The 23,337-nt window shown below is 53.5% G+C and carries 21 protein-coding genes and 2 pseudogenes; 9 read left to right on the top strand and 14 right to left on the bottom strand.

Annotated features, from left to right (window positions below; all coding sequences use genetic code 11):
• Positions 1 to 5: 5 nt before the first annotated feature.
• Genes HALTADL_RS13975 through HALTADL_RS13965 form a run of 3 tightly spaced genes read right to left on the bottom strand, consistent with a single transcriptional unit; the run spans position 6 to position 2,206 of the window.
• Positions 6 to 461 (bottom strand): YeeE/YedE family protein, encoded by a 456-nt coding sequence (locus tag HALTADL_RS13975; protein WP_089673532.1) that lies wholly within the window; start codon positions 459 to 461, stop codon positions 6 to 8.
• Positions 458 to 970, bottom strand: coding sequence for a YeeE/YedE family protein (locus tag HALTADL_RS13970; protein WP_089673533.1), 513 nt, complete (start codon positions 968 to 970; stop codon positions 458 to 460). Before HALTADL_RS13970 ends, HALTADL_RS13975 begins: the two co-directional genes overlap by 4 nt.
• A 33-nt stretch (positions 971 to 1,003) precedes the next feature.
• Positions 1,004 to 2,206 (bottom strand): MBL fold metallo-hydrolase, encoded by a 1,203-nt coding sequence (locus tag HALTADL_RS13965; RefSeq protein WP_089673534.1) that lies wholly within the window; start codon positions 2,204 to 2,206, stop codon positions 1,004 to 1,006.
• 226 nt (positions 2,207 to 2,432) lie between these two features.
• Here HALTADL_RS13965 and HALTADL_RS13960 point away from each other — a divergent pair, with 226 nt between their 5' ends.
• Positions 2,433 to 2,687, top strand: a complete 255-nt coding sequence (locus HALTADL_RS13960) for a sulfurtransferase TusA family protein (protein ID WP_089673535.1) — start codon at positions 2,433 to 2,435, stop codon at positions 2,685 to 2,687.
• 1 nt (position 2,688) lies between these two features.
• On the top strand, positions 2,689 to 3,273 hold the full coding sequence (locus HALTADL_RS13955) for a DsrE/DsrF/DrsH-like family protein (protein WP_089673536.1): 585 nt from the start codon (positions 2,689 to 2,691) through the stop codon (positions 3,271 to 3,273).
• Between the two features lie 191 nt (positions 3,274 to 3,464).
• Here HALTADL_RS13955 and HALTADL_RS13950 read toward each other — a convergent pair.
• From HALTADL_RS13950 to HALTADL_RS13905, 10 genes and pseudogenes are all read right to left on the bottom strand, one after another.
• Positions 3,465 to 3,536, bottom strand: a pseudogene (locus HALTADL_RS13950) (IS200/IS605 family transposase); the annotation flags it as partial.
• Positions 3,537 to 3,673: 137 nt separating this feature from the next.
• The gene (locus tag HALTADL_RS13945; protein ID WP_089673537.1) at positions 3,674 to 4,597 is read right to left on the bottom strand and encodes a metallophosphoesterase family protein; all 924 of its coding nucleotides are present in this window, start codon (positions 4,595 to 4,597) and stop codon (positions 3,674 to 3,676) included.
• The gene (locus HALTADL_RS13940; RefSeq protein ID WP_089673538.1) at positions 4,597 to 5,700 is read right to left on the bottom strand and encodes an ABC transporter ATP-binding protein; all 1,104 of its coding nucleotides are present in this window, start codon (positions 5,698 to 5,700) and stop codon (positions 4,597 to 4,599) included. The genes HALTADL_RS13945 and HALTADL_RS13940 overlap by 1 nt, the downstream gene beginning before the upstream one ends.
• 3 nt (positions 5,701 to 5,703) lie before the next feature.
• Entirely contained in the window at positions 5,704 to 6,537 is an 834-nt protein-coding gene (locus HALTADL_RS13935; RefSeq protein ID WP_089673539.1) for an ABC transporter permease, read from the bottom strand.
• Positions 6,537 to 7,433, bottom strand: a complete 897-nt coding sequence (locus HALTADL_RS13930) for an ABC transporter permease (protein ID WP_394327365.1) — start codon at positions 7,431 to 7,433, stop codon at positions 6,537 to 6,539. Before HALTADL_RS13930 ends, HALTADL_RS13935 begins: the two co-directional genes overlap by 1 nt.
• A gap of 27 nt (positions 7,434 to 7,460) precedes the next feature.
• Positions 7,461 to 8,621, bottom strand: coding sequence for an extracellular solute-binding protein (locus tag HALTADL_RS13925; protein WP_089673540.1), 1,161 nt, complete (start codon positions 8,619 to 8,621; stop codon positions 7,461 to 7,463).
• Positions 8,622 to 8,887: 266 nt separating this feature from the next.
• A complete protein-coding gene (locus HALTADL_RS13920; RefSeq protein WP_089673541.1) occupies positions 8,888 to 9,286 on the bottom strand; it encodes a hypothetical protein in 399 nt (132 codons plus the stop codon).
• Between the two features lie 391 nt (positions 9,287 to 9,677).
• Positions 9,678 to 9,990 (bottom strand): annotated as a pseudogene (locus HALTADL_RS18080) (hypothetical protein); the annotation flags it as partial.
• Positions 9,987 to 10,556, bottom strand: coding sequence for a tyrosine-type recombinase/integrase (locus HALTADL_RS13910; protein ID WP_089673542.1), 570 nt, complete (start codon positions 10,554 to 10,556; stop codon positions 9,987 to 9,989). The pseudogene HALTADL_RS18080 and the gene HALTADL_RS13910, both read right to left, overlap by 4 nt.
• A 37-nt stretch (positions 10,557 to 10,593) precedes the next feature.
• On the bottom strand, positions 10,594 to 10,833 hold the full coding sequence (locus HALTADL_RS13905; protein WP_143054182.1) for a hypothetical protein: 240 nt from the start codon (positions 10,831 to 10,833) through the stop codon (positions 10,594 to 10,596).
• Between the two features lie 416 nt (positions 10,834 to 11,249).
• Between HALTADL_RS13905 and HALTADL_RS13900 the strand changes: the two genes are divergently transcribed.
• The 3 genes from HALTADL_RS13900 (at position 11,250) to HALTADL_RS17465 (ending at position 15,861) form a co-directional block, all read left to right on the top strand.
• Entirely contained in the window at positions 11,250 to 12,077 is an 828-nt protein-coding gene (locus tag HALTADL_RS13900; RefSeq protein ID WP_100190894.1) for an IS5-like element ISHli2 family transposase, read from the top strand.
• A 1,431-nt stretch (positions 12,078 to 13,508) separates the two neighbouring features.
• A complete protein-coding gene (locus HALTADL_RS13890) occupies positions 13,509 to 14,675 on the top strand; it encodes an ISH3-like element ISHla1 family transposase (RefSeq protein ID WP_009486633.1) in 1,167 nt (388 codons plus the stop codon).
• 241 nt (positions 14,676 to 14,916) lie between these two features.
• The gene (locus tag HALTADL_RS17465; protein WP_143054212.1) at positions 14,917 to 15,861 is read left to right on the top strand and encodes a hypothetical protein; all 945 of its coding nucleotides are present in this window, start codon (positions 14,917 to 14,919) and stop codon (positions 15,859 to 15,861) included.
• An 8-nt stretch (positions 15,862 to 15,869) separates the two neighbouring features.
• Here the strand turns inward: HALTADL_RS17465 and HALTADL_RS13875 are convergent, their stop codons facing one another.
• Positions 15,870 to 16,808 (bottom strand): transposase, encoded by a 939-nt coding sequence (locus HALTADL_RS13875; RefSeq protein ID WP_015911568.1) that lies wholly within the window; start codon positions 16,806 to 16,808, stop codon positions 15,870 to 15,872.
• Between the two features lie 302 nt (positions 16,809 to 17,110).
• On the opposite strand from HALTADL_RS13875, the gene HALTADL_RS13870 reads away from it, so the two are divergent.
• The 4 genes from HALTADL_RS13870 to HALTADL_RS17460 all read left to right on the top strand — a co-directional run bounded on the left by HALTADL_RS13870 (position 17,111) and on the right by HALTADL_RS17460 (position 23,330).
• Positions 17,111 to 19,279, top strand: a complete 2,169-nt coding sequence (locus HALTADL_RS13870) for a hypothetical protein (protein ID WP_089673224.1) — start codon at positions 17,111 to 17,113, stop codon at positions 19,277 to 19,279.
• A gap of 1,101 nt (positions 19,280 to 20,380) precedes the next feature.
• Positions 20,381 to 20,956: a DUF7342 family protein gene (locus HALTADL_RS13865; RefSeq protein WP_089673223.1), complete on the top strand. Its 576-nt coding sequence runs from the start codon at positions 20,381 to 20,383 to the stop codon at positions 20,954 to 20,956.
• The gene (locus tag HALTADL_RS13860) at positions 20,953 to 21,402 is read left to right on the top strand and encodes a hypothetical protein (RefSeq protein WP_089673222.1); all 450 of its coding nucleotides are present in this window, start codon (positions 20,953 to 20,955) and stop codon (positions 21,400 to 21,402) included. The genes HALTADL_RS13865 and HALTADL_RS13860 overlap by 4 nt, the downstream gene beginning before the upstream one ends.
• Positions 21,403 to 22,319: 917 nt before the next feature.
• Entirely contained in the window at positions 22,320 to 23,330 is a 1,011-nt protein-coding gene (locus HALTADL_RS17460) for a hypothetical protein (protein WP_143054173.1), read from the top strand.
• Positions 23,331 to 23,337 lie beyond the last annotated feature (7 nt).

Here is a 23,337-nt window from a genome sequence, read left to right as displayed (position 1 = left end):
GGTGGTTAGTCGTCGCTCGGGACCGCTGCCGCGTCGGCGGCGGGTTCGCTTCGCCAGACTCCCTGGAGGTATGCGCCGACGAACATCCCCGCCAGCGCATAGATGATCGGCCAGTTACCGACCCCGAGGCTGGCGTAGGCTGCGCCCGGACAGATGCCCGACAGCCCCCAGCCGACGCCGAAGACCGAGCCGCCGATCAGGACGTTCTTGTCGAAGGATTTGAGCCGGCGCGCGTAGGGCCGTCCCGTAAGTGGGGCCGACCCGCCGGTCGACGACAGCGTCCAAAAGGCCAGCCCGGCGACGATCGAGCCGCCGAACATGACGAACAGCAGGCCGAAATCCTCGAAGGTGAGGAAGTCGATGACGACCTCCGGTCGGGCCATGTGGCTGAAGCCGAGCCCGAAGCCGAATATCAGCCCGCCGACCACTACCAGCGGCAGGAACAACGGGTGGCGGCTCATGGTGTCACCCCGAAGGCGGCGACGATGTTCGCGGTGATGATCGCAACGACGAGGAACGTCGCCACGCCCACGAGCGAGGTCCGCGATACTGAGCCGACCCCACAGATTCCATGCCCGGAGGTACAGCCCTTCCCGATCCGGGTGCCGATCCCGACGAGAATCCCACCGAGGAACAGCCGCCACGGCGCGACCTCGGTGATCCAGGCGCTACCCGCGAGTGCCCACGGATCGCCCTGATAGATGATGGCGTAGACGCCTGCGCCAGCGATGATACTGAGTGTGAAGACGACACGCCAGTCCCGGGAGGCGCGGTACTGCGCGAACCGCGAGCGATCCGAGACGTACGACAGCGTCGACTCCAGGAACGTGCTTGCCCCCGCCGTGATCCCGGTCCCGAGGTAGATGACGACTGTTCCCAAGCCAACAAGGAGTCCCCCGATCGCATACCGGGAGATTCCGTTGGGGAACAGCGTCTCGATGGCCCCCGAACCGAGGAGATCAGTGATCATTGGTTGTGAATCCTGTCGGTGTAGTCAGCAACGTTAGTCGTCACTCGTGAGTGCGTCCTGGCTGGCCGCGCAGTTGTTCGGCCCGAGTTCGAGGGTAAAGGCCTCCTCGTCGTCAGCCACCTGCTGGCCGAGGTTGGTCTCGATGATATCGATGTAGTTGGCCGGACGCGGCGGCATATCCGCCAACACGGTCTCGATGAAGTCCGCCTCGTCCATCGTCAGGGCGTCCATCCGTTCGACGAGATCGCCGATCGGCGCGGTGTAGGTACCGTCGGCGGCGGGCTCGGCAGCATCGCTGAAGTGTGCGCCGCCGATCAGCGTCTCGTCGGCCAGCGGCAGGACCTTCTCCTGGAGCGATTCGTAGAGCATCGCAGCAGCCTCGGGCGCGCCCTCGTCGCCCTCTTCGAGATCGGGGCGGGCGACGCTCTCGATGAACAGGCCGTCGCCCGTCGCAAGCAGCGAGTCGCCGACCAGATAGGAGGTCATACCCGTCGTGTGGCCCGGCGTGAAGACGGTCTCGACGGTCGCCTCGCCGACGGCGAAGGAATCGCCGTCGTTGGTCAGCGTCATCTCGTCGCCGTAGGTGACTCCGCGGTCGACTGCGGCCTCGGGGATCACGCCCTCGACGCCTTCGTCGGCCAGCTCGCGGAGCCCGCTGATGTGGTCGGCGTGGATGTGGGTATCGAAGGCGTATGTCAGGTCGACGCCCAGCTCGGCGGCGTCGTCGAGATAGCGGTCGGTGAAGGCCCGGAGCGGGTCGATGATGGCGGCCTCGTCGTCGTCGTAGACCAGGTAGCCCAGACAGCCCGAGGAGGGCCGCTGGTACTGGATGAGCGTGCCCGCACCGTCGTACTCGGTGACTTCGTGGGCTTCGTAGATCGATGCCCAGCCGTTCATCCCGTCTTCGAGGTGGTCGACGTCGTAGCCGCGGTCGGCGAGTGCGCCGGCGACGTACTCGCTTGCGCCACCCTTCGCACAGAGCACGGTGACGTGCTCGTCGTCGGGGATTCGGGCGAGGACATCGTCGTCGATCTCCTCGTCGAGGAACTCGAAGTAGGGGATGTTGATGCTCTCGACGGTCTCGCCGTCGACGCGCCACTCCTCGTAGTCGCTGGCCATGCGGGCATCGAGGATCGTCACCGACTCGCCGCCGTCGATTTGGGCTTTGAGCGATTCGGGAGCGATCGAGTCGACGTCCGACTCCGGCGTCGGGAAGTCCATTGCATCTGCGTCCATGTTCACTCTCCCATACCGGCTTGCTCGACTTAAGGGTTTGCATAGTAATTCTAAAATCGCACAATATAACTTGTTCGCTGGTCGGTACACGTTGATTGTATACGTTAGTAGAGCGTGTTCACGCGGTTGGCCGAGTTTCAGTTATGCATCCCAGACACAATAATGAACACACTTATATTAGTCGAGCCAATATTGTATATCAGCCCCAATACAGGGACATCCACCAATGAGTACCGAAACAGCAGCCAAGACGGTCGACGTGAAAGGACAGAACTGCCCGATGCCGGTTATCAAGACGAAAGGAGCCTTCGACGACGTGTCTGCAGGAGAGACGCTCGAAGTCGTCGCCACCGACTCCGGCAGCCTCAGCGACATCAAGGGGTGGGCGGAGTCGACGGCCGACGCCGAACTCCTCGACCAGCAGGAGACGACCGAGGGCGGCGAGGACGTCTACAAACACTACATCAAAAAGGTCGAGTGAAATGAGCACCGACGCCACTGCCGGATCGGACGCCGATCCCTCGACGGACGACCTCGCCGAACTGCAGGCCCAGGTCGAGGCGCTCGAAACCGAGCTCGCCGACCTGCGCAGCGATGTCGAAACCGGCCCAAAGAAGATGGTGATCATCGCCACCAAGGGAACGCTGGATATGGCCTACCCGCCACTAATCCTCGCGTCGACGGCCGCGGCCTTCGGCTACGACGTGACGGTGTTCCACACGTTCTGGGGGCTCGAAATCCTCCACGAAAAGAATTCGAAGAACCTCCAGCTCAGTTCGGTCGGCAACCCGAACATGCCGGTGCCGAACGCCATCGCCGCCCTGCCGGGAATGGACCGGGTGACCACGCGGATGATGCGGAACAAGATCGCCGACAACGAGGTCGCCTCGGTCGAGGAGCTGATCGACGTCTCTCTAGAGAGTGGCGTCGACCTCCAAGCCTGCCAGATGACGATCGATCTGCTGGGCTACGACGAGGAGGACTTCTACGATGGCGTCACCACCGGCGTCGGCGCAGCCTCGGCGTTTCAAGAGATGGTTGAGGCCGACATTCAGCTCCTCGTTTGAGTCGGTCTTGATGATCGTTGTTCACTGGATCACATTTTTGTAAGAATCTACTGTGAATGCTCTTTCTACGTGGAGCTAATCAAAATACCAGTCATGTGATCCATCGCAATTTGCTAAGAGCCATGGTTATAAAACCAGCAAGGGCGCGTTCCCCGACCCATCGGGGTCAGGGCTGAAGTCCGACACTCGGCCTAGTGTTCCGTCTCCTCGATAGACCGCTCAACTACCTCTTCAGACACTGCACCCGTCGTTCCCACGTAATATCAACCTTACAGAATCTATCGCCCAAAAATATTCTCTATTGATATGACGGATAGCGTCAAGGTTCGTCAATTGTTTTCGACTGATCAAGGATACTCGTAATCGAGTTATACGATACCAGTGAGAAAATGGCGTCGGTTCACTGAAACGGGTCGACACGGAGTCGCTCGGCGGCGACCTCTACGACCTTCCTACCGAGTTGTGATCCTGTCGTCCCCAGCGTGTAGAGTTCGGTTTTCTCCGCCGGTGTCGCAATTGGGAATCGGCTGACTGTAGTTCCGTTGGGACCGATTTCGATCTCCAAAAACGATGAGGGATACGAACACAGCGCCGGGGCTATTAGCTCCGTAACTCCCCGTTCGTGGTGACATGATGGAATGTGGTGATGGCCACTAATAACGAGTACAGGAGCATTCTCCGAGAGGATATCCAGCAGTTGCTCGCTGTTCGACAGGTGGAAGTTCTCGCCGAACTCATCGTCGTGTTCTGGCTGTGCAAACAGATTGTGATGGAGGACGACGATAGGCGTTGTTGTCTCTGGGAGAGTCGAGGCAAGCCAGTCGAGTTGCGATTCTGAGAGGCATCCACCCCAAGTGTCCCGAAGCGAGCCGTCCGGCATCGTCGCGCTATTCAAACAAAGCAGGTCGACATCGCCGAATCGTCTATGGAACGGGTATCCGGTTTCCGTGTACCGTGCCGCAAACGACTCGATGGATGGCACCTCGTGATCAATGTACGACTTCGGCACGTCGTGGTTGCCAGGAATCGTCACGACAGATCCGAGTGGGTCGACAAGTTCGTCGTATCGTCGGAAGTTGTGGGGTTCCCCGTCTTTCGTCAGATCACCGGCGACGACGATGCCGTCTGGCTCTCGTGATCGAACCTCGTCGACAGCCCGTTCTAAGAACGCCTCGGTTCGGTGGTAACATTTCCACGTTCCGGAGGCGTCGGTAGCGAGATGCGGGTCGGCGATCACCGCGAGGCGTGTCGGCGTCGGTGACTGTATATCGAGTACTGTTGGCGATGATTCCGACCGACAGTCACTCGGTGGCTGCTGTTGCATCAATGTTGTTGCTCCCTCCAATCACTACTCGAAGTCCCGTCGTGGCTCGGGTTTTCATTGGGAGTCTCGGTGTCATGATTCGAACTAACGGCGTGGATTCGACTCGTGTCGACATCCATGGCGATTTGGTCGCCTACCGCGAGATCAGTCACCGCGTGTCGATCACACTGGACGGTGAGTTCGGTTCCCGCCTCGGTGTCAACAATGGCTTGGACTCGCTCACCGAGATAAAACAGGTTCGTGATCTCCGCGTTGATGGGCCCGGAGCCGACCTGAAAGTCATTGGGTCGGATCGCAAGCCGTGTCTCACCGTTGTTCGGCAATCCAGCCGCGCCCGTCTTGCCGAACTCGAAGTCGACGACGCCATCAAACACGGTTGCAGGAACGATGTTCGATGTGCCGATGAAGTTAGCGACGAACTCATTGGCGGGCGATTCGTAGATTTCGGCTGGCGAGCTGACCTGCTCAATGCGGCCCTCGTTCATTACGGCGATTCGGTCACACATCGCCATCGCCTGCTCCTGGTCGTGTGTGACATACAATGTTGTCACACCGAGTTCATCCAACAGTTCGCCGAGTTCTTGGCGTAAGGTCTGTTTCAACTTCGCATCGAGACCCGTCATCGGCTCGTCCAACAGGAGAATCCGCGGTTCGATAGCGAGTGCCCGTGCGAGCCCAACACGCTGCTGTTGACCACCGGAAAGCGTTCTAGGTGCTCGATCAGCCAACTCCCTAATATCGAGCAGTTCGAGCAATTCATTGGCTCGCTCGCGGCGTTCCTGTTTGCCGACACCGTGCATTTTCGGCCCGAAGGTCACGTTCTGCCGAACGGTCATGTTGTTGAACAGCGCGTACCCCTGGAAGACCAGTCCGACGTTTCGGTTTTCGGGTGGCACGTGAGTGACATCCTCGTCGTCGTACCGGATCGCCCCCTCGGTTGCGGTCTCGAAACCAGCAATGAGGCGGAGTGTGGTCGTCTTTCCACAACCCGAGGGGCCGACGATTCCCAGTACTTCACCGTCTTCAATGGTTAGCGATACGTCGTCGACGGCGGTCGTCGAGTCGAACCGTTTCGTGATTGTATCGAGCGTGATTGTTGCCATGAGTTACAGCCTCCGTATTGCGGCTTGATTGCCGACGATCTGCAGAGCGATAGTCACGAGCGCGATCAGCAGGAAGAACACCGAGACGGCTGCGGCGGCGTTCAGAAACGAGGCGTTCGTGATGTTGTTGTAGAGGAAGATCGACAGCGGCGGCGTCCCGCGAGAGTAGACGATATACGAGAAGTTGAACTCCGCCGCCGCGAGCGTCCAACTGATAATCGATCCGGCGATAATGCCCTCCTTCGCGTTCGGAACGATCACTGTCAGGAACGTCCGAATCCAGGAGGCCCCCAGCGAGCGAGAACTCTCCTCGATCTGTTGGAGATCCATCGACTGAAAGCTTGACTGGACGGCCATCACCATATACGGCGATTTTAAAAGCGAGTAGCCGATCACGAGCGCGATACCGGAGGTCGACAGATCGGGATACGTCCGCAGGAACGCGATTCCCAGAATAATTCCCGGTGCCAGCGGGAGAATGGCGAACACGTTGACCCAGTCTCGCCCCCAGAAATCGTAGCGTGCAATCGCATATGCGATTGGCACGCCGACACAGATATTGATGATGACGCCGCCTAAGGCGAGCCCCGCACTGTACAACAGCGAGGAGCCAACTGAGACATCTGCACCGACATCGGTGCCGGTGATAACATCGTTCCAATTACCGAATGTCAGGAACCCACTCGGCAGTGGGCCGATCCATTCGGCGGCGAAGGAACTAATGAACGTCAGGACAACTGGCAGCGAGAGAAAGACGAGCGTGGTAACTAAGACGATTTTGATGAATGTCCGTCCGAATCGCGCCGAGAGGCTACTTCGCGGGATCGATGAAGCCATCAGAGACTCACCTCCGCACTCGTATAGCGCAACGCGATCAGCGTGAACACAAAGACGAAGACGAACCAGACTGTTGCCATTGCCGAGGCCTGGGCGATATTAAATCCCTGCGCGATCTCCCGGTCGATCTGGAGCGTCCAGACAAGGAGACTTTTTAAGATGAGGATTGTCCCGAAGATCGCCAGTGCAGTCCGAAACACGAGGACGAACGCTCCGATCAGACCTGGTTTGATCTGTGGGAGCGTGACGTACCGAAACGTTTCGAACGGTGTTGCACCGAGGCTTCGGGCTGCCTCCTCTGCGTCGGTATTGACCTCCGCGTACGTCCCCCGGAGCAAGAGCAGCGCCCGCGGAATCATTGAGTAGAGGTAAGCCAAAAACAGCCCGCCGACGCTCGTTGCGATGGCCAAGTTGATCGGTGACTGTCCCGAGAACCCGGCGATAATGTTGGTAATCAATCCTGTATTTCCGAACAGGACGATGATCATGAACGCCGCAACAATACCGGGTAGACTGTTTGGAAACGAGAGAATCGTGAGTATAACCGACTCTCCTGGAAGGTCGTACTTTGCGAGGGCATGTGCCACTGGGACAGCAATCGCAATCGACGTGATTGTTGTTGCCAATCCGAACCAGAGCGTGTTGAACGCGATTGTTCGGTAGTAAGGGTCTAAGATGAGCTGCTCGTAATACTGGACAGTAAACCCCTCGGTGACGAGCCGGGCCTCGGAAAAACTGATCCGAAACATCTCGGTCAGCGGGACAATTCCTGAAAATACTAGCAGGATCAAAAAGGGCAGACAGAGCCCAACGATACGACGGCGCTCCCGTTGCCGCTCCGATTGCGGCCACACGATGTTCTTGGCTGTACTCGGCAGCCGACCCAAGGGCCCCATAACGGAGTCTACATCAACGCTCATTGCTCACAGGCCAGCGCCACGCGTGATCTCTTGGATAACGTCTTCTTGCTGTTCGACGAGTGTCTGTTGGTCGATAGTGAACTCCGTCTCGTCGTAGCGGCTCTGGTCGGGGAATTCGTCGGGCAGTTCCATCTCGGAAGCCCGGATCGGTCGCACGTAGGCGTCGGTGAAATGCTGCTGGCCCTCTATGGAGAGGACGTAGTCCATGAACAGCTTCGCCGCCTCGGGGTTTCGGGCGTTTGCGAGTAGGGCGTAGCCGTACAGCGCATTGAACGCGCCCTGATTGCCGTTTTCGCCCCCCAAGAGAGCGACACCGACATCCTCCTCAGCGAAATCATCGTTATTGTATTTCAAATCAAGCCCCGAGTAGTCGTAGCGGATAAACGATCCGTACTCGCCACGGGTGAACTGTGCGAGGAAGTTGTCAGTGAACTCTGCACCACCTTCCTGAATTTCGGTGTAATAGTCGACCACTGGCTGGACGTTGTCTAAGGAGCCACCGCGAGCGTTATTGATCGACAGCGCCGCGGCGAGACCGACTGCAGCCTGTGGGGTCTGAAGCGCCAGGTCCTGCATAATGTCAGGGTGGAGCAGATCCTCCCACGTTTCGGGTTTGTCGATCCCCCGTTCATCGAACAGGTCTTGACGGTATGTGAGGGCAGTCGTGACTTTCCGCGTCCCGGTACAGTGGCCATTCTCTGTTTTAGCATCGTCAGGGACTTTGTCCCAGTTCGCCGGTTTGTACGATTGGGTAAGCCCGTCGTTCATCGCTTGGAGGGCATAACTGTAGCCACCGTTGAACGCTGAATGGGTCGGATTCTGTGCGTTCGATCGGGCATCCTGGAGAGCTTCTCCCGAAGATCGATCGTTGTCGTTGATTTCGACATTGTACTGTTGATTGAATGCTTCCATCACCGACGGCCAGTTCATCCAGCCGGACTGCACACAATAGATATACAACTGTTCGTCCGTTGGGAACTGCGACGCACTGACGGTCGTCTGAGAGTCGTCGTATCCTACTTCGTACTCCTGACCCCCACCACCATTGGAACTACTATTACGATCCTCATTGCCGCCGAGACAGCCTGCTAGTGTGGCACCCAATCCGATACTACTTCCAGCAAGAAGCCGTCGTCTTGTCGTTTGCAAATCGTTGTTAACCATCGTGTTAACGGGGTAAATATTTGCACAAAATAATTGGTATGTTGACAATAGACTAATAAATAGAGAACATATCTTGGCGTACTACTCAGTAGTGCTACAGAATATATGCGACATGGTGAAAATGATACAGGTTCTATCGTCAATGTTTGTATCCTCAAAATAGAGCATATCTAGAATATGAATAGATCCACGTTTCTGTCGACACTTAGTCGATTGATGACCCTCTGTTGTCGCTTCTCGATTGTGTGTCAAACACAAGAATGCACCTAGTATGAGAGAACAATCGACCGGAGCACATATTCGATTCCAGCAGCGATGAGTACAATGACCATTGGGGCAAGCCAGAACATACCATAGATCGAAAGCGAGCTGTCGGCACTGCCAGCGAGTTCTACGGAGACTGCGTAGCCAGCGATCATAACGAAGATACCACTCGGCAGAACAAAGCTATATTCAACGAGCAAATAAGCAGGCACAGCAGCCAAGAGTAGGTGACCGAAGCCGATCCAGACGAGATATAGCAGTCGTTGCTGGGGGGTGTCTGCGGCGAGTTCGTAGCCGCCACGGCGAGCAAGAAAGTACAGTATAAGAAGGTAGCTGACGCCGATGACAAGGGCGATCGCCGTCGACTGCTGGTCTGTCGACAAAAACGGAAGGGAAGTCATTGATGTAGGGTTGGTGAAGGTGGGATAGTCGACGTGCAGTTCTGTAGTCTCATCGAGGAACTCCTTAGGAATAAATCACATCCATGTTTCCATCGTGGGTCTCCCACTGTGTGCCGCCCATGAAGACGGTCTCGGACTGTTGTCCCCACGACCCCCAGTCGCTCGATGTCTCGTCGCGTTGCGTCTCTGCGTCTAGGGTCGTTTTTCTCTGTCATAGACTACAGTCATAAGTTCATTGTAAACAACATAATTTGAACTATGAACGTACCACTGTGATATTGAGACCTACTGTTCAATTATATAACCTATTCAGTAATACAGAACAAAGAACTGTCGAGGCACGGTAGTCTTACTCTACGTCGACTGCGTCACAGACGTTCCCAAACCACATCTTACCGCAGAGATCACACTTGGCACGGTGGCCCATCTGCCGGGTCCCAACATCAAGGTCTTTCACTTCGATGTAGAACTCGTGGAGCACACGGGGCGTCAACCGAACGAGTACCTTCTCCCGGTCGTCTGGGTCTCGTTTCTTCGGCGTGGACGTTAGCACCCAGTCCTGACCGTCCTCACCATCACCTCCAGGGCCCAGCGATATCGTCTGTACAAGTTCGTCGGGGACATAGTGCCATTTGTTGTCTTGAAACCGGGATAATGACCCTCGGGACGTGGGTTCTCGGGGCGACATCATCGTCGTCACTCATACTCGAATAATATGGTCGTAGACTTGCTCGGTCGTTTGGATGCTTCGGTGCCGCAGTCGGTTCCGCACGTCGTATAACGTGTTACCCTCTTCGGCGTTCATCATCCGGTAGGCGACACTGTGACGAAGCGCGTGCGGCGTCACGTCACCCGGATCACCACGGGTTCCGTCGACCAGATACGGCTCGACATCGGCCTCCTTAGTAACCTTCGAGATCGCGTTCCGTACGCCCTGGGTAGTGATCCGGTCGCTCGACCGTGAGGGGAACAACGCCGGCGATTCCTTCCACCTACTATTCAGGTACGACGACAGCAGCCGTGTAACGTCTGAGGCCAGCTCTAACGTCGCCGGTGCGGGCTCGTTGTCGTTCGGGTAGTCTTTCTGGATTTCAGTCGGAACATACAGTACGCTGTTGGCCTCTCTGAGCATATCCACGTCGACGGCCACCAGTTCGCCGACCCGGAGCCCGGTGTCGTACATGAGGCCGATGATCGCCTCGTTGCGCTGCTGGAGGTAGTCTGCACCAGTCGAGTAACACGCCGACCTGAGATCGTCGACGGAGCCCAGTGACTATTCGAGGGTGCGTCGATTCCCGAGACACTGGTCACCGAATGAAGTGGAATTCATCCACATCATAGTCTCTGCCGCTATTGAGGTTCGTGAGATATGGGCCATCAGTGCCCGTTGGAACAAATCGATAGTGGCCGCCTCGGTTGCCTTCCACCTCGAACGAATTCTCAGCGACGTCGACAACGGTCTGGGTATGTTTACGCCCGTTCCAGAGTACTTCACTTCCCTCCTCGACTGTCTCCATTTCATCTATAATTTCAGTTTCTGATTGCATACTGTCGGCTCTTCACTGTATCCTGTTAATGGTACTCCCCGGATGTACCTGGGTGACTGTGATACTGTTCAAGCGTCGACTGTGTTCAGTACGACGACGCACTTCTGGGAGTCGTGGTCGACAACCTGCACTAAGAGCACCCCGCGACTACAGAAGGTACACTTTAGACGTTCTGACTAATGGTAGATAGTCGACCAGTTTAATGCAAAAACGACATCAAAAAGGTGTGACCAAGGATTTTAACGTCTCTCGTTGATCGTCTTGTTACGTATTAATTATATAGCTGAATTTTGACGATACTGTTAGGATGAGAGCACAAACCAAGAACTTGATCTCAACGGCTCTGGTGAATCGCCACACTGCGTCGGGATAGGTCGTCAGTTCAAAGGAGTTGAAGCGGGAGACTGTCGATGCCTATGTCGAAGATCTCCCGCTTCACGAGCAAGGCGGTGTCGTTAGCTAAAAATGCTGTTGGTGGCCGAGGCGAAGCCGCCGCCCCCGAAGGGGGTGGGGGCTTCGCCGACTACGCCGTCGTTTCGCTTCACTGTCTCCGGATTTACCTAGAGAAATCCTACCGCGAGGCGCTCGATCTCTTGAGCGAGATGCCACATATTTTGGCCGAAATCGGCCTCGAAGAGGGCGATCTCCCGCATCACTCGACGCTAGTAAAGTCGTTTGACAGGTTACAGATGAAGATCTGGCGAGTGCTGCTGCGCCTTTCGGCGCAGCTGCACGACACCGCGGATCACGCCGCGATGGACGCGACGTTCTTCGACCGTGAAACCGCCAGCAAGCACTACTGCCGCCGCACGAATTACCGCGTTCAAACACTGAAAACGACCGCTCTCGTCGATACACAAACACAAGCTGTACTCGACGTTCACTGTACGACCGAGAAACGTCACGACACGCAGATCGGCTGGCAACTCGCCCGCCGCAACGCGGGCGAGATTGCCAGCCTCGCCGCCGACAAAGGCTACGATTGGATGCAATTACGCGAGAAATTGCGCGAAGAAGGCGTGAGACCGCTGATCAAGCACCGTGAGTTCCGACCCGTCGATTGCGCGCATAACGCGCGCATCGATGAGTCTCTGTACGGCCAACGAGCGCTGTCTGAGACCGTCTTTTCAACGATTAAGCGAACGCTCGGCCACGCGGTGCGTGCCCGAGCGTGGTACCGCGAATTTCGTGAGATCGTTCTGATGTGTGCGGTCTACAACATCAAGCGAGCCGTGAAACCGTGAAATCAAACGCCTTCTGGCGATTCACCAGAGCCATCTCAACGGGTTCCAAGCCAATCGCACTCGTTCTTACGTTCGTTTCTATCTGGCTTGTGTTCGTGGCAATCCCTCGAAATCTATTTTGGATCTACAGAGTGTGGTCGCTGGGAGATCAAGGAGGACAAATCTCAATCTACTTTCTTCATTTTCAGTACTATGTTGGGGCACTCTCCTTAGGATTTAGTGTATTCGTTGCTATCCGAGTAATCCAATTAGTTCGGAAGAATTTCCATATATTACAGGGAGTCTTTCTGCCACCGTATTCTGGAACCCATACGTCACAGAGTCCGTTACCTACTGGTTCCGAATTTAAACAGGTAGATATCAAGAGACGGTTGCAGATATCGATCGTCGCCTTTGTGATGGCATATGTTGTTATCTTTATCGTATTCAACACAGTATACTATAATCTAACCAGTATCGGTCAATATCTCGAATCGATTTCTGAGTCATCTAACCTGTTATTGGGGATCTTTGAGTCACTGCTGATCGTCTCATCAGACCACATCATAGACGGTGGGACCCAAGAGATGAATCCCGAATCCCTAGCGGGGAATTTGTTTCTGCTTTGGATACCTGCAACGATACATCTGATTGGGTTTGCCAATCTCTCTGGACTAGTTTATGATGCCTATCGAAGAATTGTCTGTGAGATTATGGTGGCTATAGTTGATCGATAAATGGAATTCTAGCGGTCGTAGCGTCTATTGCGGTCTGTGGAACGACTCACTTCGGCAGTCGCAACAGAGGGATCGATTTTAGAATATAGCCTCTACGAAATGATCTGAGCAGCCTACCTCAAGTGCCCTATAACCCACTCTTGGTGCTTTTGACTTATTGTTACTAATTCCTCTCGACTGTACACAATCTCTCTCAGATGACCCCATTATATGAAATCTCTATCTTAGTAACAAAGATTTAGAAAGGAAGCGAATTTCGTACTGCCCTTCTCTTCGTGAATATATAGCTTGCACCAACTATTGATGGTGCTAATAACAGAATATCAAGGATTTCTATACCAGAGATGAGTCGGAAATTGCCGATATCCCCTGACATAAGAATTAACGGGAGGATAAGTAACGGTCCACGAGCTGCGACGTCCCAGGCTACTGGTCGACTTGATCCCTCAACTCTAAACCAATCGCGGATCAACGTCTCTTGGAGGTATTTGATGCACAAATAGAACCCAACCAGCATGGCGACCGTCGAAACTATACTTCCGACAATATCAAGATTGTATAAGATCAACGAACCCAAAACGAGGACTACTCCTAGGGTCATCCGTCCAAGCATTTTATTAAAGCCCTTATCAGAGGCTTTTTTCGACAGAATACGGTCAGCGTATTTTCAGTACTTCACAAAGCCGCTTAGTTAGAACGTCTGCTTGCTGAAGGTGTGTCTAAAACCAAACAAGCAGACGGTGAGATCCACGAGGACCAGCTTCTTAACTTTCTCGTCAACCGCCTTGACGAGGAAGTTTCGCTCTCGTTAGCCAATAACGCTGAAATCACTGCTGAAGACATCTATGAGGTCCTCGTCGGCGCTTGCGCCGACGGGACCTCTGTCTCTACGCTCTGTGCGTCGAGCCAGAACTCACCCGCTGGGAACACGGTCCTCTACCATCTTCGGACGAAGTTCGAGCCGGAACGGCTCGAACGAGTCGCTAACACGCTCCTGCGAAAGGATCTCGATGAATTGCTCCCCGAACAGGTGGAGGTCTGCGCAGACCTCCACCTGCGGCCCTACTACGGTGACGAAGACGACACAGACGGCCTCTATCACTCGGTAGCGAAGCGTGGAACCACTGCGTTCCACGCCTATGCCACACTCTACGCGCGTGTGAAGAACAAACGCTACACGCTGGCGGTACGCCGTCTCAAAGACGGCGATACCGCAAGTAGTGTCCTCGCTGAGTTCTTCGGTGTCCTCGACGGCCTTGACGCCGGGGTCAAGGCCGTCTACCTTGATCGCGGATTCTACGACAGTAAGTGTCTCACGCTGCTTCAGGCGCACAATTACGCGTACGTGATCCCGATCATCCGGTGGGGTGAGGCGATTCAGCAAGAGCTCTCGGAAGGATGGAGTCGCGTCATTCAGCATGATCTGACGGGGAAACTCGACGGTCACAGCTGGACCGTCGATTTTCCCGTCTACATCGACTGTACGTACCTAAATGGGAAGTATGACGAGAACGGTGTGGCGCGTCACGGCTACGCCGCTGACGCGCCGTTCATCGACTCACCACGGGACGCTCGATACCACTACTCGAAACGCTTCGGTATCGAGTCAAGCTATCGCTTGTTTGAGCAAGCGATAGCGACAACGACAACACGAGATCCAACGGTACGGCTGCTGTACGTGGTGGTGAGTCTCCTCTTACAGAACGTCTGGCGGTACCTTCACTACGAGTATGTGGCGACGCCCCGCCGAGGCGGGCGTCGCCTCTGGTGGTGGCCGTACAAGGAGTTCGTCAATATGATTCGACGAGCTGCGTGGACGGCCCTCGCGGTGCGTCGGGCCGTCCCCGCGAATCGGCCACCTGACGACCGATTCCACCGCTAACCACCGACCGAGCAAGCCAGCGGAGTGAGTGGCGACGCTGTCGCGTCGGCGGCTGACCGCCGCCGACAGCGACAGCTCTCCGTCGATCCGTCCGTAATTCTCTCGTCGAGACCGTCAGTACAACCGCTTCGACACAGAACTCAGGCCGCAGAAACAGCTAGCCGAGGATGCTTTGTGAGGTACTGAGGATCTGTTAGAGGAAATCCGCGCTGCGATCCGGCAAACCAGCGAAGCAACCGTGTTGTCTGCTGCAGCTGACGTGATCGTTCGTCACTTACCAGCCCGGTCAGACGAAAGACAAGCATTCGATGTATTCACGCATCTCATTTGGTTACAACAATACCAAGTGCTTCCTGGATACCCGATCTTCAGGAATATAACTGAAAGTGAGAGAGTCTCGATTCAAGAATTCTGTAACGCTGAGGGTCGATTTAATGGCAGTGTTACTGAAGCGCAGATTCGTGAATCAAATTTGCTCAAAGAGGGTCAAATATACCGAGCGAAAGTCCTCTCGGTGACACAAGCGTTCTTTGATCAGTTTAGACACACAGACAATGGGTTCAACCTTATGTCGAAGTGGGATATGTCTAACCCACCGCGGTGGGCTGAAATTGAGTTCCCAATGTCTGTTCCGTTCGCTCAACACACAGCGCACAATACAATCGTTTGTGAGGCCCGTAACTGGCTTGCTACCCATCCGGTGATTGATTGGGCTTGTGCCCCACACGTGATTGGTTCACCGCAAGTAGCTGAAGGAGAAACAAAAACACAATCACCACCAAACCTCGAAAAAGAACCATCGGCAGACTCTATTTACATGTTCGATTTCGCTGGATTTACTGGCGAGTCATGCTCGAATATAGCCGTCGTCGGGTGTGTCATTGAGGATGAAGACAATAGAGAATTGTTGACTAAATTGAAACATATTCGGGCGACCACGGCTGTCGCGTTGGTTGTTGTTCCTAGTCGAAAAGCGATACACAAACTCATCTATCAGTTTGATGCAGATGAGTTATTGGCAACACCTGCTGCACCGGTTGAGGACACGATAGAGTACTACGGTCGCCAACCGAACATTCAAGCAGTCAACAATGAACTCACGACACGTGTCCCGGAGCTTGATCACATCAAGTTCGTGACGGCAAAGCAGCTCATTGATGATATCGTTACACCGAGGGTGTCATAGAATAGTTCTCATAGCGTGATGACGGTGCTTCCTGGATTGTCTCCGCGTTCGTCGTTGGTGATCGCAATAACGAGACGAAGGCACAGCGCGAGGAACACTTGTGCTCGTGCGTGGACGCGGCCTCGGGCGCGAACGTGCCCGAGGCCGCAGTCCTTGACGGCGTCGTTGGTTCGTTCGACTCCACTCCGGCGGTTGTACGTCTCGTCTAGCGTCGATTGCTTCAGCTGAACGTCCTCGCTGTGTTCGTCGATGCGGGCTTCGACCCTGTACTCGATGTCTTTCGGATCGTCGGTGTTTCGTGCGTTGTACGGAGCGACTGGCACGACCCCTGCGGCCAGCAGGTGGTCGTGCCAGCCGAGCGTGTCGTAGGCGCTGTCTCCAAGCATCCAGATCGGTTTCTCGACGGCGAGCGCGTCACACGTGACGCGCATCGCCGTCTCCTCTGGCGCTTGCTTGCTCTCGGTGAACTCCGCGGCAATCGGGATCTTTTGCCCGGTCGAGACGATCGTACAGCCGTAGCCGTGGTAGTACTCTTCGGCGGTTGGATCGTAGCCTTTCGACGCGTCTTGGTCGGCGGGCATCGTCCTCACGTCGGTGGAATCGATGGAGTAGGTCAAGTCGAGCAGGCCGCGGCAGGCGGCCTGCTCGACGAGGCGGTCGAAGACCTCGTCGACGACGTGTTCGAGGTCGGTGAGGAAGCGATCGACCGCGTCTCTCGACGGCGGTCGATCGAAGCCACAGCTGAGCCAGACGACCGTGTTCTGGAGTTCTCGCGTGACTGGACGGATGCCGTAGACGTTCTTGTAGTAGCAGTGCAGGAACGCTCGGAAGAGTGCTGGTGGGTGATGATCTCGTGTTCGCCCCCGGCGAGCGGGGGCGAACACATCGAATTCTTCGAGAAAGTCGAACTCAAGATGCTCGAACAACGCGAGCGTCTCGGTCGCCATTACATTGAAGAACTCGTCGATAGAAGTCTCCTCTTGCAGGATGCTGGCGCTCGTAGACACAGTTCCAACATCCTGCGTCTTCGTGTGTGACGCTTTCTATGACACCCTCTTACACCGGTTGATGTGTTCTCCGACCAGTTCCGAGAAAACAGTTCTGTGAGCGAATGAACCCGGTAAAAAACACGCGAGATGCTGTCAGAGCAGCATTCCTCCCGTTAGATTGTCCGCGAGAGTCACTTGAAGCGTTATTTCGAAACGAGCCTGAAGCCCTCCTCACTAACGCAGACAGGTTCGAACAGTATGTGCGAACCGGGCTTGCCCATGTAAACATCACGCCGCAAACTGTTACTGGAATTAACACAGTACAAGAACTCGTAACGTTCCCGGCAGTCACCCCGCTTCGCATCCAACATGCAGACCCACTTGTTGGAACGAAATACGAAACACGAGAACCAGAACAGAGCGCCGAACGACGCATGCTTCAACAACCATTACTGAAACATCCCGGCCTCACATGGTTCGAACTCAACGCGCGTGAATATTACATCGCCACACTCACCGATTTTTTCGAACAGGAACTCCCAACAGAACTCCAATCAGAAATCGCAGCAGTACTACTCGCACCAGACTCAGCAGACTCAACGAAAAACACGGACTACCAAACGTACACAGAGACGGATTCTGAAGCCGTTCACCAGCGGTACAAAAACCGAGTGGAAATCACTGACAACGGAGATATCCGTATCCCAAGCGACCACATTTCTCGATGTTGCCAACTACTCCAGAAATCAGAGAGTCAAATCGGTCACGACTACCCTGAGCGACTCTCGTACGTGGAATTCAAACGTGGTGGTTTCGAGATCCCGCAAAAACAGTTCCGGCTGCATCTCGCTGAATACGCATGGCACGCATGGGGAAAACTCGTCAGCATCGCGTACAACACACTCACATCACACGACCTAACCCGTCTCGTAACGGCAACCCCGAACGTTGACGAAGACTTATTCACACGTTTCCAATCGAAAAGCACGGTCTTCATACCGTACTACGGGACCACAAACACAGAGAACCCAAAACGCAACTGGACAACCAGTACGGACTCAACACTCACGAACCATTCAATAGAGATCGAAGATAAACGACTCATCACTGTCATTGATTGTATCCGCGCGAACACCGATCTTGAATTCGGTAAACCAATACGTATCAACACGTTGTTCGACCGGATTCGAACGTTTTTCCCAGCGCCACACCGCCCAGGGAACGATATTGGAACGAAAGAGACACTGCAAAACGCGCTTCAAGCCGCCGCGAACGACCAGTTCAGAGTCTTCAACCACTCAAACAGTAACGCACTCGACTGTACCATCCCGGCACCGAAACCCTCTCCATATCACCCCCGAATGAGAGTAAACCCTTGGGAACAGTATCAGGTGACTCTCGCTAAACAAAGTCAAGCTAAACGCGGACAACAAGCACCTAACAGACACCGAAGCCAAGGAATTCGCCCGGTTCTCCCACGTAAATACTCACAGGCGCACCTACAACCGTACGAGACGCAATTAACGCACGCCCAACGAACCGCAGTCACAACCCAACCCGCGGTCACCGCACTGCACGACACTGAACCACTCGTCGACGCAGAATCGTTCCAACGTCTCACATGCGACGAAGTCGTTTTCCTCACCCGGATCAGCTTAGCAATGGAGCGATTACTCAATAACGCATCCCTGACGCGCAGCATGCGGCCGTTAAGATACGATGCAGACGGAAACGAGTTACAAATCAATGAAGCGAAATTAATTGATGATAAATGGCTGGAAAAACACACCGAAGGCACCGACGTCTTGTACACCGTTCCGTACCGAAAACGCCGTGATTTAGGGATCGAAAACATCTCACACGACGGGTACGGCGAAAAAACACCGAGTGAGAAATCTCTGCATCGCAAAGGCGTTGATTACTGCGCTGCCGCACTCGCCGCAAAGCCAGACGTGACACGAGTCATTCGGTACTGCGACCTCTGGCGACTCCGCGGAACTCTTTGCGAACCAGCACTCGCCGACCAACACTTGTTTTCAACGCGTGTCGACGTTATCGCATTCAACGGAACAACTCCAAAGTACGCAGTTGGTGTCGAAACAGCATCAAATGCAGCATCAAAATCACAACGATGCGTTCAAAAACTCTCTGCACTCTCAGAAACAATCGAAACATGGTTTATCACCCCGAACAGTCAACACCTCTGGAGAGTGATGAATCATTTGAACGATCCAAATCATCTTGACTTCAAAACATTCCCTGACTCTACTGCAGACTCATATGGCCGATCAAACTGGGAGCGGGAACTAATCGCCGAAGAATTCCTCGGAGAATACTTCGATACACTCCACACGTACCGGTCTCTCAACACCGAACACATCAATGCTGGAACAAATGACCACCAACACAAAATCGTTGGGCACGTTTAACGAACACACGACTAGGAAGTTACTTCAACAGAAGTGATAGCGTGAAATCTCCTTCCAAGGGCGAGCGGAGCAAGCAGAAAGGAGGAAAAAAGAGCGTGTGAATGTTAATATCCAAGTGCGACGACCTTTTGAGTATCCATGATGGGCCACAGACAGTCCGCGAGGGCCACGTGCCAACGAGGCCACGGTACGTTTCTCGGCGTAGACGGGTCTCGCAATCAACCACCCCCGAAAGACGGACCGAGGAAGTGAACGTGACGCCACGTGCCTCTCCGTCACCGTGATCTCGGTCGCGGGATAAAGTGGAGGTCACGTCTAATCAAATTGCTGCTGGCGTTTGGCCGTGCGCCACAAACGTCTTTCGTCGAGATGAATCCTATCCCGAGAAGCCGCACGCAAGCCCCACTCTCAGAGCGCTGCAGGCGCTCAGGGTAGGGTAGTTGACTCCGATTGCTTCCATACCAAGTATTCTCACACGAATTCAGACTAGTCTCACTCAGGCCCTGCTAAGCAAACCAGTCCACAATAATACACATCAAACGACCAATAAAAACACCCTCTACATACGAAGATCAACAACCGGACAACACCAAGCTCTCAGTGACACATGTATACGGATAAATATCCTCAAATCTAATGTACCAAAACAGAATTTAAGAGCTATTTGGAACATTTAGCTGGCAGAAAATCTGTTTGAACACCCAAAGATTGGACTCTCAGAGAAGGAGATTACTCATCATCCACGAATAATGTTCCAAAAACAGTTTATTCGTCTCAAAAGCACCTCACAACTTGTCTCGTACAAGTGATTCAAACCGTGTTTATTGTGTAGTTCCACAAAACGTCTCAAAAACACTGGAAACGTCTCAAAAGAGCGTGTGATTGCCTGATTGGATTCATACCTATGAAATGTAAATAAAATTTGAGTTCTACCTGATAATTTTTGTGGTGAACCATTTCGGTGTAGAACCCATACTGAATACTACGGTTAGTAATTGTATAAGAATAGTCGACAGGTTGTGTATTGATATTCAAAGACTGTTGTAACCGGATTATTCCCAGCAAACAAAGATTTATTCCGTGTTAGAGTTTAGGATCGGTATGGACGAACCGCGCCCCGAACAGACCACAGACGCTGACGAGCGCGTTAAGTCGCCGGATTTCGATGCGCTGACGCCACCCGAAGAACTTGTTCGAGGAGACCGAACACGCGATGATTTCTTCGATGCTATCCTTGGATTGGATAGCCCGTCGACGGCGAGCGAAGTTGCTGAGCTCGCAGGTCACGGGGTTGATGCTGCCCGAGAGTACTTAGAGTGGTTCGAACGGATGGGAATCGTCAAGCAGGTCACCGACTCGCCAGCAACCTACCAGCGGAATCAAGCGTATTTGAACTGGCGTCGCGTGCAGAAACTTCGAGACCAGTACACATCCGGGAGGTTACTTGAGTTCTTGAAGACCGAAACCGAGCGTGACGAAGCGTATACCGAACAGTTCGATGTTGCAGTTCCCGAGGCCGTATCACTCACGAACGCTGCAGCAGACACTGATCGTTCGGTGGAGGATGTGTGGGAGGCAGTTTCAGCGTGGAAAACAACTCGTCGACGGATTACGTTGCTTGAACGAGCACTGGCGAGTGGCGCTGGTGATCACGTTGATCAATCGACTGCCGTATGACTGACACGGACGACCGTGTCGGACCGACTGACGAGGAGAGTGGTGCGCCGGTTGATTTTGAACGCCTGGCCGTGATCAAAGAGCGATTCGGTTCCGACAGGCGGTTTCGTCGAATCGATGAACAACCCGAGTTCGCACCGGATCGGTTGGTGTGCGTGTATGATTCTACATTTTATCCTGAGAGCGTTCAGACGTCCCGATTAGAGATTGCGTGGTACGAGAACGGTGATTTCTCGCTGCATTACCACGAAGACCACGGTGACGATGCCTTCGATCATCGGTGGGACCGACATCCCTCAACTCATAACACGCTAGATCACATCCATCCGGGTCCGGATGCACCGACACCAGGAACTGATACAACACATCCACGCGATTGGCGTGATGTCCTTTCGATGGCTCTCACCGAGATCGAAGACCGCCAGCGAGGCTTCTGGACAGAGTAACAATTTCGTCCACAGATACGTTTTGGACTTTCAGGGAAGCGTATGAGTGGTGCAATTATCATGCAGAATGACAATCATAGGTTGTGCCAAGTCTAACGCTTCGTCCTAGAACTTGATCCATTACTCCGTCGTGGAAAGATATGTTTCAAAATGAATCTAGCGGAACTGGATTCGAATTCACATCTTCTCAACAAACGGAATTTAAAGATCGTGTCGACGTGTTTTGCAGTGAATCATTCGGATACGCTTGAACACCTCATCACTAGCTGATGAATACAGGCCTTCGTCGACGAGACTTCGGGCGATACACAACGCGATTTCTGTATCATCGCTGAGGGTGCCCGCTAGTTGGTAGTGTGATGCGTTGGCGAGTATGTCTGTGTTTCACCCGTATGTTGAACTGATCCTCACCGGGTTGCTGGACTTGACTGGACGACCGAGTGCATTCTTGTAGGCAAGCCCAGCCAACACAATAGGGCGATTGATATCATTAATAAAGGTAATTCGTCACATACAAATATCTCAATAAGTATATGTGAATAATGCATATTTGTACTTCATGTGGGAAGTCAATACCGTCGGTTGTCAGCGAATGCCCGGAATGCAACCACGAAACTGGGCAAGTTTCGTATCCAGAGGATCCAAATTGGTGGGATCATGAATATGTCCAGAGAATCGTCTCTCAAGCAGAGTCAGAAACTGTTTCGACTGAACGGTTGACTGCCCAAAAGACAGGATTCTTTTCTCGCCTCCTTTCTCAAGATCGACTAGAAAAACGTCGAAGCTACGACCGACCTCTAATTGGTTATCTCCTACCGGATGAATCACCACATTACGTCTTCTTAGCAAATAATTATGTTGTGATTCGAGACCGTGAAGAAAGTCGCTATCTTCGAGATGAACGAAGCACTCACGGTATGATTGCTGACAGTGGGTACCGCCCATTCGTCATCGTAACTGACAAACGTGTTTTGTTCATCCTTGGAGATTCAGATGGGGATTACTTAGCTTCCGCTCCAATTTCCAAAATAGTTGATATTGAGGCGATCGTATCACCACCAGCTCACCAAGAATGGTTTACTGAGGATACGGAGCCCGTTACAAGTGATGTCGAAGTTGTATTCAAACTCAAATTAACCACTGTAGATGCCAAATTCGAGATTTATCTTCACCCGGAGACAGAACGTTCGGATGTCAATAGTACAGTTAGGTTTATAGAAGATTTGGCAGTTACATCTGATCAGGTGAAAACTCTTCGCGGTCGGAGTGGCAAAAACCATGATGATCCTTCACAGGATTCAGGAAACACGAACAGAGTAAATCAGACTACTAATGATGTAATTGACCGATCTGTTTTGGATAATATCCGGACCAACCGAGAAAGTGTAGATTGGTACGAATCAATTCGAACAGGACTGAGAGTAGGGGGGCAAGCACTCCAATACGCAAAATTTGTCCCTTATTCAACTCCAATAACAGTTGGTCTAACCACATTGATGGGAACAACGCTCAAAGCACATCACACTATTTCTGGAGACTCAATATCAATTGATCCCGATGAACTCCTGGATCGAGGACTTGCCAATGCAGATCTCGGTAGCCGATTCAACATGGCTGATTTCAGTTCTGAGCGTGTAGGTGCTAGTATTGGTGCCTCACGATATATGGCTGAGCAGATTATGCCGGTGTCATACAAGCATTTAGTTGAGAGAACTAGTCCAGAAACAATTATGAAGGGTGCTGAGGCTGGGATTGAGCTCGGAAAACGACCAGAATCTCCATTAACCTCAAAACAAGGGGCTATAGCCGGAGCATCCGCAGGATTACTGTACAGCTATGTACCCCAAGATTCACCACTGCGTGAGGTTGATCCGGAACAGATATTTTCTAATGAAGGTGTCAAATCACTTGGCGAAATGTTAGAATAGTATTCTT

Source organism: Halohasta litchfieldiae (assembly GCF_002788215.1).
Taxonomy (GTDB): Archaea; Halobacteriota; Halobacteria; order Halobacteriales; family Haloferacaceae; genus Halohasta; species Halohasta litchfieldiae.
This window is presented reverse-complemented; position numbering and strand designations above follow the sequence as displayed.

Coding starts and splice junctions, on each gene's coding strand:
- HALTADL_RS13940 (WP_089673538.1), bottom strand. CDS start 5,700: ATGGCAACAATCACGCTCGATACAATCACGAAACGGTTCGACTCGACG.
- HALTADL_RS13920 (WP_089673541.1), bottom strand. CDS start 9,286: ATGACTTCCCTTCCGTTTTTGTCGACAGACCAGCAGTCGACGGCGATC.
- HALTADL_RS13865 (WP_089673223.1), top strand. CDS start 20,381: ATGGACGAACCGCGCCCCGAACAGACCACAGACGCTGACGAGCGCGTT.
- HALTADL_RS13945 (WP_089673537.1), bottom strand. CDS start 4,597: ATGCAACAGCAGCCACCGAGTGACTGTCGGTCGGAATCATCGCCAACA.
- HALTADL_RS13970 (WP_089673533.1), bottom strand. CDS start 970: ATGATCACTGATCTCCTCGGTTCGGGGGCCATCGAGACGCTGTTCCCC.
- HALTADL_RS13975 (WP_089673532.1), bottom strand. CDS start 461: ATGAGCCGCCACCCGTTGTTCCTGCCGCTGGTAGTGGTCGGCGGGCTG.
- HALTADL_RS13905 (WP_143054182.1), bottom strand. CDS start 10,833: ATGCAATCAGAAACTGAAATTATAGATGAAATGGAGACAGTCGAGGAG.
- HALTADL_RS13900 (WP_100190894.1), top strand. CDS start 11,250: ATGTCGAAGATCTCCCGCTTCACGAGCAAGGCGGTGTCGTTAGCTAAA.
- HALTADL_RS13955 (WP_089673536.1), top strand. CDS start 2,689: ATGAGCACCGACGCCACTGCCGGATCGGACGCCGATCCCTCGACGGAC.
- HALTADL_RS13860 (WP_089673222.1), top strand. CDS start 20,953: ATGACTGACACGGACGACCGTGTCGGACCGACTGACGAGGAGAGTGGT.
- HALTADL_RS13925 (WP_089673540.1), bottom strand. CDS start 8,621: ATGGTTAACAACGATTTGCAAACGACAAGACGACGGCTTCTTGCTGGA.
- HALTADL_RS13930 (WP_394327365.1), bottom strand. CDS start 7,433: ATGGGGCCCTTGGGTCGGCTGCCGAGTACAGCCAAGAACATCGTGTGG.
- HALTADL_RS13935 (WP_089673539.1), bottom strand. CDS start 6,537: ATGGCTTCATCGATCCCGCGAAGTAGCCTCTCGGCGCGATTCGGACGG.
- HALTADL_RS17460 (WP_143054173.1), top strand. CDS start 22,320: ATGATTGCTGACAGTGGGTACCGCCCATTCGTCATCGTAACTGACAAA.
- HALTADL_RS13875 (WP_015911568.1), bottom strand. CDS start 16,808: ATGGCGACCGAGACGCTCGCGTTGTTCGAGCATCTTGAGTTCGACTTT.
- HALTADL_RS13965 (WP_089673534.1), bottom strand. CDS start 2,206: ATGGACGCAGATGCAATGGACTTCCCGACGCCGGAGTCGGACGTCGAC.
- HALTADL_RS13960 (WP_089673535.1), top strand. CDS start 2,433: ATGAGTACCGAAACAGCAGCCAAGACGGTCGACGTGAAAGGACAGAAC.